Origin of the sequence: Natronosalvus halobius, from assembly GCF_024138145.1 — an archaeon.
GTDB classification, from domain to species: Archaea; Halobacteriota; Halobacteria; order Halobacteriales; family Natrialbaceae; genus Natronosalvus; species Natronosalvus halobius.
This window is the reverse complement of sequence record NZ_CP099997.1, coordinates 670,871-688,295: the sequence shown is the minus strand read 5'-3', so window position 1 is coordinate 688,295 and position 17,425 is coordinate 670,871. Positions and strand designations below refer to the sequence as shown.

General features: G+C 64.1%; 16 protein-coding genes and 1 tRNA gene. 9 read left to right on the top strand and 8 right to left on the bottom strand.

Annotation, left to right across the window (positions count from 1 at the left end; translation table 11 throughout):
• Nucleotides 1-49 precede the first annotated feature (49 nt).
• Nucleotides 50-895, bottom strand: a complete 846-nt coding sequence (locus tag NGM15_RS03305; RefSeq protein ID WP_253435230.1) for a hypothetical protein — start codon at nucleotides 893-895, stop codon at nucleotides 50-52.
• Nucleotides 896-1,134: 239 nt separating this feature from the next.
• Here NGM15_RS03305 and NGM15_RS03300 point away from each other — a divergent pair, with 239 nt between their 5' ends.
• Entirely contained in the window at nucleotides 1,135-2,475 is a 1,341-nt protein-coding gene (locus NGM15_RS03300) for an aminotransferase class I/II-fold pyridoxal phosphate-dependent enzyme (protein ID WP_253435227.1), read from the top strand.
• A gap of 47 nt (nucleotides 2,476-2,522) precedes the next feature.
• Here the strand turns inward: NGM15_RS03300 and NGM15_RS03295 are convergent, their stop codons facing one another.
• The gene (locus NGM15_RS03295) at nucleotides 2,523-4,151 is read right to left on the bottom strand and encodes a replication factor C large subunit (protein WP_253435225.1); all 1,629 of its coding nucleotides are present in this window, start codon (nucleotides 4,149-4,151) and stop codon (nucleotides 2,523-2,525) included.
• Nucleotides 4,152-4,508: 357 nt separating this feature from the next.
• Between NGM15_RS03295 and NGM15_RS03290 the strand changes: the two genes are divergently transcribed.
• From NGM15_RS03290 to NGM15_RS03280, 3 genes are all read left to right on the top strand, one after another.
• Entirely contained in the window at nucleotides 4,509-6,200 is a 1,692-nt protein-coding gene (locus tag NGM15_RS03290; protein ID WP_253435223.1) for an outer membrane protein assembly factor BamB family protein, read from the top strand.
• Between the two features lie 161 nt (nucleotides 6,201-6,361).
• Nucleotides 6,362-6,976, top strand: a complete 615-nt coding sequence (locus tag NGM15_RS03285; RefSeq protein ID WP_256498948.1) for a GNAT family N-acetyltransferase — start codon at nucleotides 6,362-6,364, stop codon at nucleotides 6,974-6,976.
• A gap of 153 nt (nucleotides 6,977-7,129) precedes the next feature.
• Nucleotides 7,130-7,810: a DUF7978 family protein gene (locus NGM15_RS03280; protein ID WP_253435217.1), complete on the top strand. Its 681-nt coding sequence runs from the start codon at nucleotides 7,130-7,132 to the stop codon at nucleotides 7,808-7,810.
• 6 nt (nucleotides 7,811-7,816) lie between these two features.
• Here the strand turns inward: NGM15_RS03280 and NGM15_RS03275 are convergent, their stop codons facing one another.
• Nucleotides 7,817-8,365, bottom strand: a complete 549-nt coding sequence (locus tag NGM15_RS03275) for a GNAT family N-acetyltransferase (protein WP_253435214.1) — start codon at nucleotides 8,363-8,365, stop codon at nucleotides 7,817-7,819.
• Between the two features lie 22 nt (nucleotides 8,366-8,387).
• Nucleotides 8,388-8,603 carry a hypothetical protein gene (locus NGM15_RS03270; protein WP_253435212.1) on the bottom strand — a complete coding sequence of 72 codons (216 nt, stop codon included), beginning with the start codon at nucleotides 8,601-8,603 and terminating at the stop codon, nucleotides 8,388-8,390.
• A 459-nt stretch (nucleotides 8,604-9,062) separates the two neighbouring features.
• Between NGM15_RS03270 and NGM15_RS03265 the strand changes: the two genes are divergently transcribed.
• The 3 genes from NGM15_RS03265 to NGM15_RS03255 are packed head-to-tail and all read left to right on the top strand — an operon-like array spanning nucleotide 9,063 to nucleotide 11,467.
• Nucleotides 9,063-10,493: an APC family permease gene (locus tag NGM15_RS03265; protein ID WP_253435209.1), complete on the top strand. Its 1,431-nt coding sequence runs from the start codon at nucleotides 9,063-9,065 to the stop codon at nucleotides 10,491-10,493.
• 1 nt (nucleotide 10,494) lies between these two features.
• Nucleotides 10,495-11,256 carry a universal stress protein gene (locus NGM15_RS03260; RefSeq protein ID WP_253435206.1) on the top strand — a complete coding sequence of 254 codons (762 nt, stop codon included), beginning with the start codon at nucleotides 10,495-10,497 and terminating at the stop codon, nucleotides 11,254-11,256.
• Nucleotides 11,228-11,467 carry a hypothetical protein gene (locus tag NGM15_RS03255; protein WP_253435203.1) on the top strand — a complete coding sequence of 80 codons (240 nt, stop codon included), beginning with the start codon at nucleotides 11,228-11,230 and terminating at the stop codon, nucleotides 11,465-11,467. Before NGM15_RS03260 ends, NGM15_RS03255 begins: the two co-directional genes overlap by 29 nt.
• Here the strand turns inward: NGM15_RS03255 and NGM15_RS03250 are convergent.
• Nucleotides 11,449-11,533, bottom strand: a tRNA-Ser gene (locus NGM15_RS03250). The genes NGM15_RS03255 and NGM15_RS03250 overlap by 19 nt on opposite strands.
• A gap of 249 nt (nucleotides 11,534-11,782) precedes the next feature.
• Between NGM15_RS03250 and NGM15_RS03245 the strand changes: the two genes are divergently transcribed.
• Nucleotides 11,783-12,733 (top strand): AAA family ATPase, encoded by a 951-nt coding sequence (locus NGM15_RS03245; protein ID WP_253435200.1) that lies wholly within the window; start codon nucleotides 11,783-11,785, stop codon nucleotides 12,731-12,733.
• A gap of 153 nt (nucleotides 12,734-12,886) precedes the next feature.
• Here NGM15_RS03245 and NGM15_RS03240 read toward each other — a convergent pair whose 3' ends face one another.
• The 3 genes from NGM15_RS03240 to NGM15_RS03230 form a co-directional block, all read right to left on the bottom strand.
• Complete coding sequence (locus NGM15_RS03240) at nucleotides 12,887-13,342, bottom strand: SRPBCC family protein (RefSeq protein ID WP_253435197.1); 456 nt, start codon at nucleotides 13,340-13,342, stop codon at nucleotides 12,887-12,889.
• A gap of 133 nt (nucleotides 13,343-13,475) precedes the next feature.
• On the bottom strand, nucleotides 13,476-16,217 hold the full coding sequence (ppc, locus tag NGM15_RS03235; protein ID WP_253435194.1) for a phosphoenolpyruvate carboxylase: 2,742 nt from the start codon (nucleotides 16,215-16,217) through the stop codon (nucleotides 13,476-13,478).
• A 122-nt stretch (nucleotides 16,218-16,339) separates the two neighbouring features.
• Nucleotides 16,340-16,669, bottom strand: coding sequence for a transcription factor S (locus tag NGM15_RS03230; RefSeq protein WP_253435191.1), 330 nt, complete (start codon nucleotides 16,667-16,669; stop codon nucleotides 16,340-16,342).
• Nucleotides 16,670-16,791: 122 nt separating this feature from the next.
• On the opposite strand from NGM15_RS03230, the gene NGM15_RS03225 reads away from it, so the two are divergent.
• Nucleotides 16,792-17,400, top strand: coding sequence for a DUF6663 family protein (locus tag NGM15_RS03225; protein WP_253435188.1), 609 nt, complete (start codon nucleotides 16,792-16,794; stop codon nucleotides 17,398-17,400).
• Nucleotides 17,401-17,425 lie beyond the last annotated feature (25 nt).

Here is a 17,425-nt window from a genome sequence, read left to right as displayed (position 1 = left end):
TGCCGCGTCAAAAACGATTTCGTTGTGTTCGAAATGCCCGAGGCGTTCGTCAGAACGGGAGTTTCGAACGGAGCCAGCCCAGGAAGCCGCTCGAGTCCTCGTCCTCGCTCTCGTCGTCCGTCGGAACGAGGTCCGTCTCCGCCGATTCGACGTCAGAGACGACGAGTGCGGACTCCTCGTCCGACGCGGTCGACTCGAGGGAGTAGTCGACGCGTTCGGCCCGAGCGGCGGTGTCGGGTTCGGGAGTGTCTTCGTTGCCGTTGCCGTCGCCGTCAACATCGTCGTCGGCGTTACTGGCAGCGCTGTCCGGTTCATCGACCGAGTCCGTCGCCCGATCAGGGTTGTCTCTGTCCTCGTCCTTGGCATCGAACTCAGATTCGGGTCTGGGTTCGGTTTCGAACTCGGCTTCAGATCCGGATTTGGATTCGGAAACGTCCTCGACCCCTTCCACACCCTGAATCGAATCGATTTCGGTCGCTCCCGAATCGCCGTCGTCCGCGGAAGACGAGTCGTCACCGCTATCGACCCAGAGGAACTCGTCGGATCGCGTCCGGCCGGTGAGCAACAGGTCGTCGAGCGCACCCTCGTCGACCAGCTCGTCGTCGACGTCGTGATCCGGTTCGTCGACTTCGTCGGCGCTCGCGATGATCTCCTCGGGGCTCTCGTCCTCGAGAACCTCGTCCATCCCGGGGTTGGCGGCGGCCTCGTCGCGAAGCTGACTGAAGAGGTCCGCAGCGGTCACGTCCTCGACGTCGTCTGCGTGGGCCGGCTCATCGCGGTCGATCGGCTCGTCGTCGGCCGAGTCGTCTTCGATCTCCCCGAAGAGCTCGTCCATGCTCGGACCGATATCGAAATCCCCCTCCCTCGATTTTTCATCGGTCGTACTATCGGTCATGTCCTCTTCTCTTCGAATAGATTATCAATCGGCATTAAGCTTTGGAATATTAACAGTCACTGAAGTGTGATATTCGATTCGCGTTTCGAACGTCGGCGACCGTTTCCCGACGTATACGTATAGCTGCATAAGAAACGAATGAGGGGAGAAAACCAGGGTACGAAACGGGGTCGAAGCACTCGATAGCCCAAATCGAGAATCGTGAGAGTAAAATCCGGTGGTCGTTACGGTTCAGTCAGATGGCAGACCGTGGGTTCGACCTCGAGGAGCAATTGACGTCCCAGGCCGACGCGGACCGACGGTACTCGCTCGCACCAGCCGACCGAATCGATTCCCGTGGCTACGTCTCCGAACCACCGAGAGGCGGCCTCCCGATCCTGGAGGCCGACGAACTGCTCGTGTTCGGTTCGAACAACTATCTGGGGTTGACCGCGAACCAGCGGGTCCAGAACGCCGCGCGACAGGCCGCCGCTACCGTTGGAACCGGATCCGGCGGAAGCCGACTCACGACCGGCGACACGATGGTCCACCACGACCTCGAGCGACTGCTCGCCGAGACCTTCGAGACAGATCGCGCGCTCGCGTTCTCCTCGGGCTACGCCGCGAACGTCGGGACGATCACCGCCCTGGATCCCGACGTCGTCTTCGTCGACGAGTACACCCACGTCAGCGCGTTCGACGGCTGTCGGCTCTCCGGGACCGAGGTCGTTCCGTACGGTCACTGCGATCCCGACGCCCTCCGCGACGCGGTGGACGACGCTCTCGAGCGGCGCGCTGTCGATGATGGCAGATCCACTGCCGACGCCGACACTACCGTCAGAGTCGACACTAACGCCGGCGACGACACTGATGCCGGCGACGACACCAAGGCCGACGCCAACGCCGACACCGGCGACGAATCCTGGCTCGTCGTCACCGATTCGGTCTTCAGCCAGGACGGGTGGGTCGCTCCGCTCAAGGAACTCTGCGACGTCGCCGACTCGGTCGGCGCCTGGGTCATGGTCGACGAGAGCCACGCGACCGGCCTCTACGTCCGCGGTGGTGGGATCGTCCAGGCCGAAGGCCTCGCCGATCGCGTCGATATCCAGATGGGGGCGCTCTCGACGGCGCTCGCCAGCCAGGGCGGCTACGTCGCAGGCGACGACGCGTTAATCGAGTGGCTGGCCGCTCGTGCGCCGCCGTTCGTCGAGTCGACGGGTCTGACTCCGATGGCGGCCGCGGCGGCGAGCGAAGCGCTCCACCTCTCGAAACACGGCGATCACCGCGAATCCCTCTGGGAGAACGTCACCCGACTCCGCGACGGCCTGCTGACGATGGGATACGAGGTCGACGGCGATTCGCAGATCCTGCCGGTCTACGTCGAGACGCGAGACGCGGCCCGAACCCTGGCGGACGACCTCCGCGACCGGGGCGTAATCGTCTCCGCTCCCATTCGCGCGAGCTCTGGAGGACACGCGTCCAGGAACGCAGTTCAGGAGGGATACGTCTACGTGCTCCCGACGGCTGCACACACCCGTGATGATCTCGTCATCTGCCTCGAGGCGTTCCAGGACGCGGGCGAAGCCTGCGGCCTCCTGTAGATAAATCCAATCGCCCTCGAGAATCCTTCAATCGAACGTTTTAGTGGCTAGAAAAAGTCGGATAGGCCCGACTGTCCATCGTCGTCCTCGTCCACCTCGTCCTCTTCGTTCTCCTCGCTCTCGTCGGCACCCGACGTACTATCGTCGGCGTCTGCACTCGAGTCGTTCCCCGTCCCCGTCCCCACCCCCGAACTCGCCTCGCCGTCGACGTCTGAGGCCGAGGAAGCGGACCCTACGTCGAGAAGCGACGCGTTCTCCGAATCCGTGGATTCGTCGCCCGACCCCGACCCGTCATCCGAACCGTCGTCACTCCTGGCGCCCTCGCCGCTCCTGGAGCCCACGTCGCTCGAGTCGTTGGCGTCCGCGGTGCCGAAAAAGGCGGACCCGGAGTGCGAGACCGTCTCCTCGGTCTGGCGTTCGGCAGCGTCCTGGACGATCGACTCGACCTTGTTGGTGTCGGCGCCGCTCCCGGTGACGAACGAGACCTCCTTCTCGTCGAGGTCGTAGGCAGCCGCCATCGTGACGGTCAACTCCCGGTTTCGACAGAGGTGGGTCATGCTCGAGAGGAACGGCATGATCTCCCGGCGAACGGTACCGATGCTCGCCACCTCCCGGTCGGCGATCCGCTGGGCGATGGCGTCGCGCCGGTCGCGGGTCCCACGGGTTCGCCCGAGTTTCGACCAGTAACTCGGCGGGCCGTACCGGGTCCAGCCGCCTTTGGGCTCGCGCCTGGAGGCGGCGACGCCGGCGGCAATGTTGTCGGTCGCGTAGCGCCAGTACGAGTAGTCCTGGGTCGAGCGCACCCGGCCTAGCCAGCGGTCGGCGTTACTCATGAACTCGTAGGCGTCGGCGAGCTCGCCGCCAGAGTAGTCCTTCGGCACGTTGTCCTCGACCCAGTTGAGCAGGTCGTCGGGCGTCTCGTCGGTGTCGTAGGCAGCCAGCAGGGCACCGTGGGCGTCCTTCTCTTTGATGAGCGCATCGAGGAAGTCGAAGATTCCTTCAGTGCTGTCGCGTTCGCTCGTCACGACGTCGTCGACCGTCAGTCGCTCGCTCCCCTCCGCGACCGCCTGCAGGTCGTTGACCGCGGACCGAAGGTCGCCGCTCGTCGCGTCGGCGATCTTGCGGAGGGCGTCGTCCTCGAACTCGATGCCCTCGCGTCGACAGATGTCCCGGAGCACCGGAACGATCGAGCGTGCCGAGACGTCGCGGAACTCGATGGTCTGACAGTAGTTCCGCAGCGAGTTGCTCATGTCGTAGAACTCGTTTGCCACGAGGACGATCGGCTGGCTGGCCGACTTGACCACGCGTGTAACTTCTCGGGAACCGCCGTAGTCGGCGTTGCCGTGGAAGTTGTCGGCCTCGTCCAGGATGACGAGGCGGCGACCGCCGCTGCCGCCGGTCAGCGTGCCGCTCTTCGAGGCCTCGCCGGCGACGCGCTTGATCACGTCGGCCTGGCGGTCGTCGCTGGCGTTGAGTTCCATCACCGGCCAGCCCATGTCGTTGGCCAGCGCGTGGGCGGCCGAGGTCTTCCCGATCCCCGGACTGCCGTGGACGATGACGGGCTTTCGGTGCTCGTCCCACGTCCTCGCCCACTCCTCGAGTTTGTTGCGGGCCTTGTCGTTTCCCCGTACCTCCGACAGCGTCGTCGGGCGGTACGTTTCCGTCCAGTCGCTCATTGTCGGAGATAGGGACGAGTCGCGTTTAGTGGTTGCGGAGCGTCACCCTCGACGAGCGTCTCCAGTCGAGTTGAGACGTCACCTCCTCTCTACGCACGGCGCTCGAGACTCGAGACGATGCTCGGTCCGATGAATGGCGACATTTGCAGGTGGTGCGACTGTCTGACCGGATTCTCGCCCGCTCGAAACCCTACGTTACGGCCCCTTACCCGGCGAACGCTCCGAATCTCGGACGATCGTTTGGACGGTACAGGAAACAGTCTCTCGAGCAGTCTAGGGAACGATTACCACCGTTTCATCGCCGAAACTGAACTTACACGCAGAATAAGCAAGAGGACCGGTGGTGGCGGGATCAGTATGTCCCTCTGGCCCAGGCGGACCGCGATGGCTCTCGGCGCATCGCTCGTCATCGGTAGTTTCCTCGGTGCCGCCAAAACGAGTAGCGGGGCCGACGCGAAGTCGACGGTCCCGATGGCGGTGACGCCTGCAGACGCCGATAGCTGGACGTCCTACCACGGCACCTCCGGAAACACCGCCGCTCTCTCGGGCTCGAATCGGTTTCCAGCGCCCGAGACCGTCGTCTGGGAATACGACCAGGACGGCGACGTCGTGGTCGCCGACGGCACAGTCTACCTCCGGACGGGTGCTGGCATCCACGCCCTCTCCGCCAGCGACAGATCCATCCAGTGGGTGCGAGAGGACGTCGGTGCCGACGGAACGCCCGCCGTTGTCGACGACACCGTCTACGTCGCCGGTGACCGGGTGACGGCGCTCGACGCCGGCAGCGGCGATACCGTCTGGTCGACGTCGTTCGGGACGGACGGCCAGGGCCAGATCCCGAGTCCGACCATCGTCGACGGATCGATATACGTGGTCGTCGACGGCGCCCTTCGCTCGCTCGACGCTGACGACGGGACCCCCCGGTGGCGACGGAGCGCGGTCGACCTCGAGCGGCGGGACGTCGACGTGGCATCGTTCGCGTCGATTCCGGTCGCCGTCGCGAACGACCTCGTGTACGCCGTCGCCGACGCCGGTTTCGTCGCGCTGGACGCCGAGTCTGGGAAGACTGTGTGGACCGTCCAGGAGCAAACGCGATCGGGAAACGACGTACGCGGTTCCATCGTGGCGACTGAAGATCGTCTCTACGTGGCGTGGATGGGTGACGATAGCGACGGTGGCAACGGAGGTGACGGCGACGACGGTGACAGTGGCGAGTGGGTGGAGGAAGAGAAGTGCCTGGTCCTCGACGCCGACGACGGGGAGCTCCTCGAGCGAATCGGGTTACGGTTCCCGCTCGCGGCAACCGACACCGTCAGAGTCAGCGCCGAGCGACACGGCGTCTACGCATACAACTACGAGACCGACCACAGCTGGACCGTCGGTGGGTCGATAGACGCGTGGGGACGACCGTCCATCGGCGGCCGGACGGTCGTCGTTCCGTACCACCCTGTCGACGGGGACCCCGCCATCTTCGGAGTCGACATCGAGACTGGGCTCGAGCAGTGGTCGTTCCCGCTGGCGGCCGTCGGACTCGACGCCGCTCACGAGGCGAGGTGGCCCGACCTCACGTACGTGATCGGTGACGGAACGGTGTACCTTTCGGGACACGGGAGCCTCGTCGCGCTCGAGCCGGCGACGGAGGTCGGCGCGGACGAGACGGGTGCGAATGAAGACGACGCGGTCGGTACCGACACTATGGACGGCGACGACGCCGACGATGAAAACGGATCGAGATCGGATGAGGAGTTCGCGTCAGACGACATCGACGTCAAGGTCAACGACGACAACGACAGCCCCAACGATTCGTCGAACGCCACCGAAACCAAAGATCCGTCGAACGCCACCGACACCGGCAATGAGAAGCGCCAGGACGACACCGACGGCACCGCATTCGACGAGACCGGTCACGAAATGGACGGCGTGAACGACGCGGCCAGCGACGAGGAGGACGGCGCACCCGGGTTCACCGTCGGCACCGGACTCGTTAGCGGAGGACTCGCCCTGGAGTGGCTCCGTCGTCGATTACCGGCGAACAACTCGGAGCAGTAGCCCTGGCTGCTGGGACGCACGGACCTGTCCGCTGGAACGAACAGCCTCTGTCCTGAAACGATACGCACCCGTCCTGGAACGATACCCAGCCCGTCCTGGAACGTCACACACTCACATTGCGCCCAAAGAGTGACGGTCCTCGTCACGGAACGTCTCGCCGAATGTTCCCCGAGACGTTCGAAACCGATCGACTTCGGTTCGCGCCCTTGACGACCGACACAATCGCGCCCCTCGAGCTGTACGAGTACACGAACCCGAACACGGAATTCGGAGCGGTCGCTACCCACCTCACGACCGACGTCCACGAGACGCCGAACGACGCCCGTGAGTACCTCCTCGAGTCCGAAAAGAGGTGGAACGACGCCACGCGAGCGAACTGGGCGATCTATCCGCTCGAGGGCGAACCCGCCGCCGGGGCGTTCGCCGGCGTCGCCAGCCTCATCCCGCTCTGGGAGAAGCGGACCGCTCGCCTCGGCGTCTGGCTCCGCAAATCGTTCTGGGGGCGCGGCTACTCGAGCGAGCGCGCCGCAGCGACCATCGCCGTCGCGTTCGACCGACTCGACCTCGAGGTGGTCTCGGTTGGCTACCTCGAGGGCAATGCAAAGTCGAAGCGGGCGATCGAGAAGTACGTCGAGCGCTACGGGGGGACGTACGATGGCGTGTTGCGAAACTGGGTGCCACTCGACGGCGAGGTCCGCGACCTGCACCGGTACACGATCACCGCCGAGGCCTGGGAGGCGAATCGGCCCGAGACGGCGTATACGGTTCGCAGGTGAGCGACGATGCTCGAGTGAACGTCGTTGCTCGAGTGAGTGACGATGACCGAGAGAGTGGCGTCGAAGGCACCAGCCAGGACGACCGAAAGGGTCGACGAAGGACGAAGGAAGCTTTAGGTCGCTTCCACAGACAGTATCGACAGGGAACTCCAGATGACGAACGCGATACCGGACTCGAGCGTCGAAGCGTCGAGCGAAAACGGCGCGGCCAGCGACGGGAACGAGGCGAGTGCGGACGAACCGGACGCAGCGGGGGACCTCCGGCCGTTGTTTCTGGGCGTAGTCGCCGGCGCGCTCACCTGGATCGTCGGCTACGCACTCACCTACGGGCTGGCTCGCGAGTCGATCCGCGCCGACCTCCGAACCGACGTCCTGGAGTCCGCCGCGGGCGAGACGCTCACCGCCGAACTGATCGCCTGGACCTACCTCAACGCCCACGGGGTGGCGACCGAGGTGCCGCGACGCGGCTTCTTCAGACTCTTGCCGGCAGAGCAGAACGTCGTCCTGGACGGCAGCGGTGCCGAGTGGCTCCTCTTGTTGGTGCCGCCGCTCGTCATCGCACTGGCCGGCGCGTACTGTGCCTACGATCAACTCGAGCGTCTGGAGTCGATCACCGAGGCAGCGATCGACGGCGCGATGGTCGCCATCGGCTACCTCGCCGTCACGATCGTCGCCGTGCTCGTCTCGACGGTCGCGATCGAGGGCGCGGTAATCCGGCCCTCGCCGCTCGAGTCCATACTCGTCGCCGGCATCGGCTATCCGATCGTCTTCGGTGCGCTCGGGGCCGTCGCCCTCGTTCGGCTCCGCGCTCGCGGTGGCGTTCGAGCTTCGTGACCGCCGTTATTCTCCAAGCTCTCGAGCGACCATCTCGCCCCAGTGGGCGAACCCGTGGCGCTCGTAGAACGCCTGCGCCCGGTCGTTTTCGCGGTCGACGTCTAGCACTAGTCGTTCGAGCGGAAGGTCCTGATCGCGAGCGGTCGCGAACGCTCGCTCCATCAGCGCGTCGGCGACGCCCGTCCCGCGCGCGTCGGGAGCGACGTAGATCTCGTTGAGAATCGCCGCGTCCCAGACGTACGCGAGCGACTCCGGGAGGACGAAGACGTAGCCGACGAGCGTCGAGGATCCGTCTCGGTCGTCCTCGGGCTGGTCCTCGTTTCCGACGGCGGCGACCGTCACCGCCTCTGGCTCCTCGCCCAGGCAGCGCTCGACCCACTCGAGGTAGCCCTCGCGGTACGCGTCGGTGAGCTTCGATTCGTATCGTTCGGATTTGCCGTCGTCGCCCGTGCCCTCGCCGAGTCCGCGTTCGAAGGCACGTTTGAGCGCCCACAGCTCGTCCGCGTCGCTCGCCGAATCGTACGGTCGGATCGTCGGCTCGACGGTCGTGTCCATACCTGCCGATGGTCGCGAGGGACTAAGGCTCACCTGATTTCCCGACCTGGTGCGTTCGGCTGATCAGCCCCCAGGGATCGAAGAGGTAGACGCCCGCGAGGCCGAGCGCCAGGACGACGACGAACAGGCGGGCGACTCCCGCCAGATCCGTTGGGATCGTCGGCTCGAGCGTAATCGCCATCACGGCCGCGACGCCGATCCACAGGACGGCGGTGATCGTCCGCTGACGACGGTTCATACTCGAGTATGGCCTCGAGGCGTACTTCAAGGTCCCGTTTATCACGCGCAATTCTTGATGGTCTCGTGCTCAGCGGCGTGCTCGAACGCGGAAGCGAACGCCCTGCTGATCTCCTTCGTATCGTCGAGATCCCACCGTCGAACGATCGGAATTAGGCTCGAGCGATGTGCTCGAGTACCGACGCTCATACTCGATACTATAATTATCTAAGTATAATAGTATAGGGTGTATAGTGAACTTTGAGGCTGGCGTCGTCGAGCAGGGTATTCGAACAGCGTCGAGTTCCATTCCCTGTTTGTCGGTTTCCGCTCGCGGATGCAAGTATCACTACGCGGTACGCACGGCTTTCGCCGTTCACATCGTGATTCTCCCCGACGACCGTAGCCGTTGCACCCGCGGTCGACGTCATCCAACCCGGTCCATCGCCGGTTTTATTTTACTGTTGAAAATAGCGTCGCTATGGTCAAAGAGCCCGTCGACGTCGAGACGGCGGGGCAGAACGTCGCCGGTGAGGCGCCTGCGGCGGAGCCAGAAGCGGTCACCGACGACACGACGGTCCACGACGACGATGTCGAACTCGAGCGAACGATTGGATTGGTCGGCGGCCTGGCAATCGGAATCGGGACGATGATCGGAGCGGGGATTTTCGTGTTCCCCGGGTTAGCGGCGAGCAACGCGGGGCTCGCTGCCACCGTCTCGTTTGGTATCGGCGGGTTGATCGCGTTGCTCGTGGCGCTTCCGACGTCCGAACTCGCCACAGCCATGCCCCGTAGCGGGGGCGGATACTACTTCATCTCGCGAGGGATGGGTACCGCCTATGGTGCAATCGTGGGTCTCGGGCTCTGGTTGGGGTTAATGTTTGCCTCCGCGTTCTATCTCGTCGGCCTCGGTCACTACGCGAGCGCCGTGTTCGCCGAACTCGGCGTCGGGCTCCCGTTCAGCCCCGTCATCGGGATTGGATTACTGTTCGGCGTCGCGCTGACGGCGTTGAGTATCGGTGGCACAGAAAACACGGCCAAGCTGCAGAATATTGTCGTCGGGATTCTCCTCGTCGTCCTTACGGGATTTCTCTCGTATGGCGTCCTCGACGCTTTCGGGGTTTTCGGTCGGACCAGCGTCCCGGAGCAATTCTTCTCGAGAGGCTACTTCCCAGTATTGACGACGGCTGCGCTCGTGTTCACATCGTATCTGGGGTTCGCCCAGGTCGCAACCGTTGCAGGTGAGATCAAGCGGCCGGAGCGGAATCTGCCGCTGGCGATGGTCGGGTCGGTGCTCGTCGTCACCGTGTTCTACGTCGTGACGATTTTCGTCGCGACCAGCGCGTTCGGAGCGGACCGGCTCGGTCAGTTCGGTGAGACGGCGATGGTCGAAGTGGCCCGCGAGTTCCTCGGACTACCCGGCGCGGTCGCTATCCTGGGTGCCGGACTGTTGGCGACGTTCTCGAGTGCGAACGCGTCGATTCTGAGCGCCTCCCGGGCAGTGTACGCATTGAGTCGGGACGCCTTGTTACCCCGAAAAGCGAGCGAGGTCAACCTCCGGTATGGGACTCCACACGTCGCACTGCTGGCTGCCGGTGGCCCGATTCTCGCGCTCGTGGCGACCGGACAGGTCGAACTGCTCGCGGAGGTCGCGTCGTTTCTCCACCTGATTATGTACGGTCTAATGTGTGTCGCGCTGATCGTGTTGCGACGCCGGAATCCCGAGTGGTACTCGCCCAGTTACCGTGTCCCGGGGTATCCAGTGTTGCCTGGCGTCGGTGCGCTCGCCAGCTTCGGCCTGATCGCCTTCATGCAACCTGCGTCGATCGCCATCGGCATCGGAGTCATGGTCGTGTCGTACCTGTGGTATCGTTATTACGCTGGAGACGTCATACTCAAGGGAGACATCTGAAATGACGGACCGACCATCGATACTCGTTCCGATTCGCGTACTCGAAGGAGAGTCGGTTCCGGAGGGGGTTCCCGGTCTCCTCGCGAACGCCCACGTCGTCTTGCTGGGATATCACGTCGTTCCTGAACAGACCGCACCGGGGCAGGCACAGATGCAGTTCGAGGAGCGAGCCACGGCCCGTCTCAACGAATACGAGGCGATCTTCGAGGAGGCGGGAGCGATTGTCGAGCGGCGACTCGTCTTCACGCACGACGGACAGAAGACCATCGACCGCATAATTCACGAGCACGACTGCATGGCAGTTCTCGTCCCGAACGCCACCGGGACGGTTGACGATGTGCTCGTCGCCGTCCGCGGGACCGTGGGAATCGACCGTCTCGCCCGCGTCGTCGCCGGCGTGTTCGGTGCGATGGACACCTCGATAACGCTGTACCACGTCGTCGAGACGGAGCAAACGGACGAGGACATTGGGACACTTCTCGATGGGATGGTCGATCGACTGGGAGAGCTCGGTGTCGATGAGTCGAAGATCGAGACACGAGTCGAACGAGATCAGAGGCCTCTCGATGCGATCGTCGACGCATCTGAAGCGTTCGATGCCGTCGTGATGGGTGAGACGGATCCGTCGCTCGTGACGTACGTGTTCGGTATGCCAGCCGACCAGGTTGCCGATCGGTTTCTCGGCCCCGTTCTCGTCGTCCAGCGTGAACTTGCGAACGAAAGGGACGAGGAAGATGGCGAATACCATAGACGTGGACGATAGGTATCTGACGGAGGATTTTGTGGAGGAGGTGGCGACGAGATTGCCTCAGAGCACGGCATTTGCAACCCTCGTGTGGCCGTGCAGATTATGGGTTTCGACGGACGTTGATATAGAATACGTAGCAACGTTCGTGGCTGGCGTCGTCGAGAGCGGGCCAGACGCTCGCTACGCTCGCGAGTTGGATCGTGAAAACGCCGAGAGGGAGATTTGAACTCCCGTGTCCGTGGGGACAGCAGATTTCGAATCTGCCGCCTTGGCCGGGCTAGGCTATCTCGGCTCACTCGTACGTAGCCGGGTGGTGATTTTAGCCGTTTCGGTTTCTCGCAGGCGCGAGGTCGATTACCACGGTTGCGACCAGATCGGTATCGAGACTGAAACCAGCATCGAAACCGCCGCCTAGAGTCGTCGACACCTGCTCGAGCGCTACCTCCCGAACACTACCTCTTGAGCGTCACCTGCCTGACCGCACTACCTCGAACGTGACAATAACAGAAGAAATATGGGCGATCACCCCGAGTCCGACGCCATGGACGTCACTCAGGCCAGCGAAGAGTGCAACACGGTACTCGACGCAATTGGCAAGGCCGTCATCTGCGACCGTGAATTTCTCGAGACTGTCCTCCTCGGCGTCGTCGGACGCGGGCACGTCCTGCTCGAGGACGTCCCCGGCACGGGGAAGACCCTCACCGCCCGCAGCGTCGCGACCGCCCTCGGACTGTCGTTCTCGCGCATCCAGTTCACCCCGGACCTCCTCCCATCGGACGTGACCGGCACACACGTCTTCAACGAGCAGGACCGCGAGTTCGAGTTCAACGAAGGCCCCATCTTCGCGAACATCGTCCTCGCCGACGAGATCAACCGCGCGCCGCCGAAGACCCAGGCCGCGCTGCTCGAGGCAATGGAGGAAGGGCAGGTGACGACCGACGGCGAGACCCGCCAGCTACCACAGCCGTTCTTCGTCATCGCGACCCAGAACCCCGTCGAGCAAGAGGGGACGTTCCCGCTCCCCGAGGCGCAGGTCGATCGCTTCCTCGTGAAGACCTCGATGGGGTATCCCGACGAAGGTGGGGAAATCGAACTCCTCCAGCGGCGGGCGAGTCGCGACGAGATGAGTCCCTCCATAGAGACGGTGTTCGAACCCGAACACGTCGAGGCACTCCGGAAAGTTCCCGAGACCGTGACGGTGGATCAAGACCTCCTGGAGTACGTCGTCGCCCTCGCCCGGCAGACACGGACCGACGGTCGCGTCGAGGTGGGCGTCTCTCCCCGTGGGACCCAGCGCCTGTTCGAGGCCGCTCGCGCCTGCGCGACCATCGCGGGCCGGGAGTACGTCACCCCGGACGACATCAAGCGCGTCGCCCACCCGGTGATGGCCCACCGCCTCGTGCTCACGCCCGACGCGACGGTCAACGAGGTCTCGAAGACCCAGATCGTCGATGCTGTCCTGGATTCGGTGCCGGTGCCGACGCTCGAGTGAGGGGAGCGACGGACTCGAGATTCAGGTGAACGGTATTGCGAGACATCGGACGACCTCACCGCGTGGAGAACGCTATCGCGAGCTATCGGAGCGTCTCGACCCCTCACCGTTGCGGTTTTCAATATCGCCAAAAAAGACGTGAACGGCGTCGGCTCAGGCTTCCATCTCCGGCGCACTCTCAGCTTCGACGAGCTCTTTGGACGTCCGGAGCGAGTTTCTGAACTGGCGCTTGTTGTACCGCTTCGCGACGGGTTCGAGCACGCGCTCGAACAGCGAGTCGCCGAACTCGTAGTCGGCCCGCTGGACGACCTTCGTCCCGGAATCGGTCTCTGCGTAGTGGTAGTGTAGCTCCCCGGTCATACCGGGGCTCTCGAACGTGGTGATCGTGTGTTCGTTCGGTTCGGCGATTCGCATCTCCATTTCACCGTCCATCGAGGTGCCGAGCAGCCTGTAGGTGGCGTTCATCCGGAGGCCGTCGTCGGTCTCCTCGACGATCTCGACGTCAGTCAGGCTGGGCATGGTGCGGCGCCAGTTCTCGGGGTCGATCCCGAACTGAAAGACGCGGTCTACGGGCGCTTCGATTTCGATCGTGTGCTCGAACTTGGGCATCTATATCATCTCTGTGTCAACTCGAATCACGCACTTGCATCTCGGAAGAATCGGGTACGACGACGGCTGACTCACATGATATAGGCGCTCTGAGGTAATAAAGCTATACTCGGCAACGTGACGCCAGGGACCGCTATCCCGTGTTTTTCATCCCAGCAGCGATCCCCTTGACCGTCAGTCGCAGGGTCCGCTCCTCGACATCTGTTCGGTGGGTCCGTCCGAGTAAGTGCGTCTGCAACAGGTTGAGCGGATCGACGTAGGGGTTCCGTCGCTCGAGGTTTTCACCCATCCAGTCGCGCGTGTGCAGGGTCTCGCGCTGGCCGATCGTCTTGACCAGGTCGACCGCGCGGTCGTACTCCTCGGTCACCCGCGGGAAGAACTGCTCTCGCAAGTCCTCGGTCGCCAGGTCGGCGTACTGCTCGGCGATCTCGAGTTCCGTTCGCGAGAGCGACAGCGCCGCGTTGTCGAGCGTCGTGCGGAAGAACGGCCACTCCTCGTACATCGTCTGCAGGGTTTCGACGTCGCCACCGTCTCGCGGCTGATCGCCGCTCGAGTCGTCCGCCGAACGTGGTTCCGCGCCGTCCTCGAGATAGGCGTCGATCCCGGCGGCGACGGCGTACCAGCCCGGCAGGATGCACCGCGCCTGCGTCCAGGAGAACACCCACGGGATCGCCCGCAGGTCCTCGACCGTCCGTTCGCCGCTCCTGGAGGCCGGCCGCGAGCCCAGGTCGAGGTCCTCGATGACGGTGATGGGCGTCGCCTGCTCGAAGTACTGAACGAAGCCGTCGCTCTCGAGCAGGTCGCGGTACTCCTGGCGGGCCGCGTCGGCCATGGTATCCATCGCCTCGATCCACTCCTCCTCGATGCGCTCCTCGGGTTGCTCGATCGCCTGCTTTCGAGCTCGCAACTGAGCGTTGAGCATCTGCTCGACGTTGCGCTCGGCGATGCGGGGGTTGCCGTACTTCTCGGCGATGGCCTCGCCCTGTTCGGTGAACTTGACCTGGCCGGTGACGGTGCTGTTTGGCAGGGCCAGCAGCGCCTCACCCATCGGGCCGCCGCCGCGGGAGATGGACCCCCCGCGGCCGTGGAACAGGCGCATTTTTACGTCGAAGTCGTCACAGATCTGACCGAGTCGGCGCTGGTTCTTGTAGAGCGACCAGTTCGCCGCCAGGAACCCGTTCTCCTTGTTCGAGTCGGAGTACCCCAGCATGATCTCCTGAGTGCGCCCGCGGGCCTCGAGCACCTGCGCGTAGGCCTCGTTCTCGAACAGCGTCCCCATGATGCGTCGGGCGCCCGAGAGGGCGTACTCCGTCTCGAGTAGTGGCACGATGTCGATGCCACAGTGTTCCGGCAGGGAGACGATGCCCGCCTGGTCGGCCAGGAACAGCACCTCGAGGACGTGGGAGGGCTCGTTGTTCATCGAGATGCAGTAGGTGTCGATGGCCTCGTTCCCGTACTCGGACTGCCAGTCGGCGAGGCTGTCGAAGAGGGTGACGACCCGACTCGAGGTGTCCGAGAGGTCCTCCGTCCGGGAGAGGTCGACGATCGGTTCGTCCTGGAGGACGGCGTCGGTAAGCAACTCGACGCGCTCGTCCTCCGAAAGGGACGTGTACTCGATGCCTTCCCGTGAGAGGATCTCGTCGATAGCGTCCGTGTGGTTCTGGCGGTGATCGCGCAGGTCGAGGCTGGCCAGCGAGAGGCCGAACGTGGCGACCTGCCTGCGCAGGGGGTCGACGTGCGCCTCGACCACGGTTTCCCCGCTGTTCTCCCGGAGGCTGTCGGCGATGATCTCGAGGTCCGCGACGAGTTCGTCGGCGTCGTCGTAGCCGCCGGGCCGGACGTCGCCGACGCGCCCCAGGCGCTCGCGCATCAGCTTGAGCTTCTGGCGGTAGGGTTCGCCTGGATAGCGTTCCTTCGCCGTCCTGGCGCTGCCCGGCAGTCGCTCCCGGTCGTCCTCGAGCGAAGCGTCGAACGTGTTGCCGGTGGTGATCCGACTCCCGTCCTGGCTGAGCACGCCCGAGAGCCGTTTGAGTTGCTCGCGATAGCGGTCGATCACGACCTCGCGCTGGCGTTCGAGGGTGTTTGCCGTCACTTCGGGCGTGACGTAGGGGTTGCCGTCACGGTCGCTTCCGGCCCACGAGCGGAACTCGAAGAGTTTGGGGACGTCGATGGACCCGTCGAGTTCGTCGTCCAGCGCATCCGCCAGTTCGTCGTACACCTCGCCGACGACGTCGAACAGGGTGTTCTCGAGGTACCACTGGACGTTCCGGGCCTCGTCCTCGGGTTCGGGTTGGCGCTTGCGAACCTGCGGGGTCTGCCAGAGGCTAGTCACCTCGGCGTCCACGTCGCGCCAGACCTGTTCTCGCTCCTTGTCGGTCAGCAGGCGCTCGTCGAGCGTCTCGAGGTGGGTCGCCACCGTCCGCAGCTTGGATTTGACCGTCTTTCGACGGGCTTCCGTCGGGTGAGCGGTGAAGGTCGGTTCGATGAGCACGTCATCCAGGATGCCCGCGACGGTCTCTAGATCCGCCTCGGACAGCTCTTCGGCGGCCGTCTCGAGGCTGTCCTCGAGCGTCCCGTCCTGGGAGTCCTGACGGATCGATCTGACACGTTCGCGCTCCTCGGCGAGGTTTATCAGTTCGAAGTAGGTCGTGAACGCACGGGCGACCACGCGTTGCTGGTGTGGCGACAGTCCCTCGAGTTCGGTGGCCAGAGGCTCTCGGGACTCGATGTCCCCCGCGCGGTAGTCGATGGCCGCCGTTCGACAGGATTCGACGGTATCGAACGCACGACGCGACGTCTGATCCTCGAGGACGTCACCCAGGAGGGCCCCGAGTTCGCGAACGTCCTGTCGGACTTCCCTGTTGTGCAGTCGCATACCACCACTCTACGCGCCCTGTTGCTAAAAACTCCGTACAGCGCGAAAGTTTGCCACGTGAATCGTCTTTCGTGAGGGTTCTCGAGGCCGTTAGCGGAGGGTTTTGAGACGACCGTACACCCTCAATTGTACTCACGCCAGCGATAGCCACACTCGGTACACTTGAAGAACCGTGTCGGCGGTTCGTCGGCCGAGGCCGTCTGCTTGATCGTGTACCAGGCCTCCTCGGTGCCACACTCGTCACAGCGGACGTCCGTCGCGATCGGCTTGCCCTCGAAGTTCGCCTCCTCGTCGGACTCGATCACGTCGTCGAACGTCTGGGATTCGGTCGTGACGAACGAGGCCTCCTGTTCTCGGTCTCGAGCCGTCGACGCCCCGCAGTCGTCGCTGGTACAGACCATGTGGTCCCCATCGGCTTTCATCATCGAACCGCAGTCGTCGCAGAACTGCATACCAGAGGTATCGGCTCGAGGGGCAAAAACGATGCGTCAGGCGGCCCGGCCGAGGCGCGTCGAGGACGGCTTTCGACACTCGAGACAGTGACTATTTCGCCCTTCGCCCGCGAGTGTCGCACATGAACCAGACCACGGAGACCACGGCCCGTGTCCTTCCGGGTCGCACCGCGGACGAGTGGCTCCTCCTCGATGTCGACACGGCCGATCCGACGTACGTCGAGCGACCCGACCTGGACGGCGACCTCGATTCGGGCGACGACGCGGATCGAAACGGTCCCGGTCTCGACCACGGCAACCGGATCGAGGCGACACTCGAGTGGGACGACGGCGAACCCCGTCTCGCTTCCTGGACGGTTCTCGAGTCGACGCGATTTCGCTTCCGTCGGACGGACGCCCCGGTCTTCCAGGCTGCCCAACATTGCTTCGAGGAGGCCCGACGAGCGGGCGAGGCGATGAACGCCCGCGTGATTCACGACACCGACGGTCGCCCGAACGGCGTCGTCTACACATTCGCGGATCAGCCGGGTCAGCGCGACCTCTACGCCGAGTTTCGCGACGGCGAGAAGCCCCTCGAGCCCTTGCTCGAGCGCGCCGCCGAGTCGACCGAACCGCCGTTTTCGGTCTGGGTGCTCGACGTGAATGAGCCGTTCGTGCTCGTGACCATCGTCCTCGATCCGGACGGGTTGCTCGAGGAGAAGATGCGTGAGACGTACAGGGATGCTCGGTAGGAAACGACGCCTCCAGTCGCGAGGC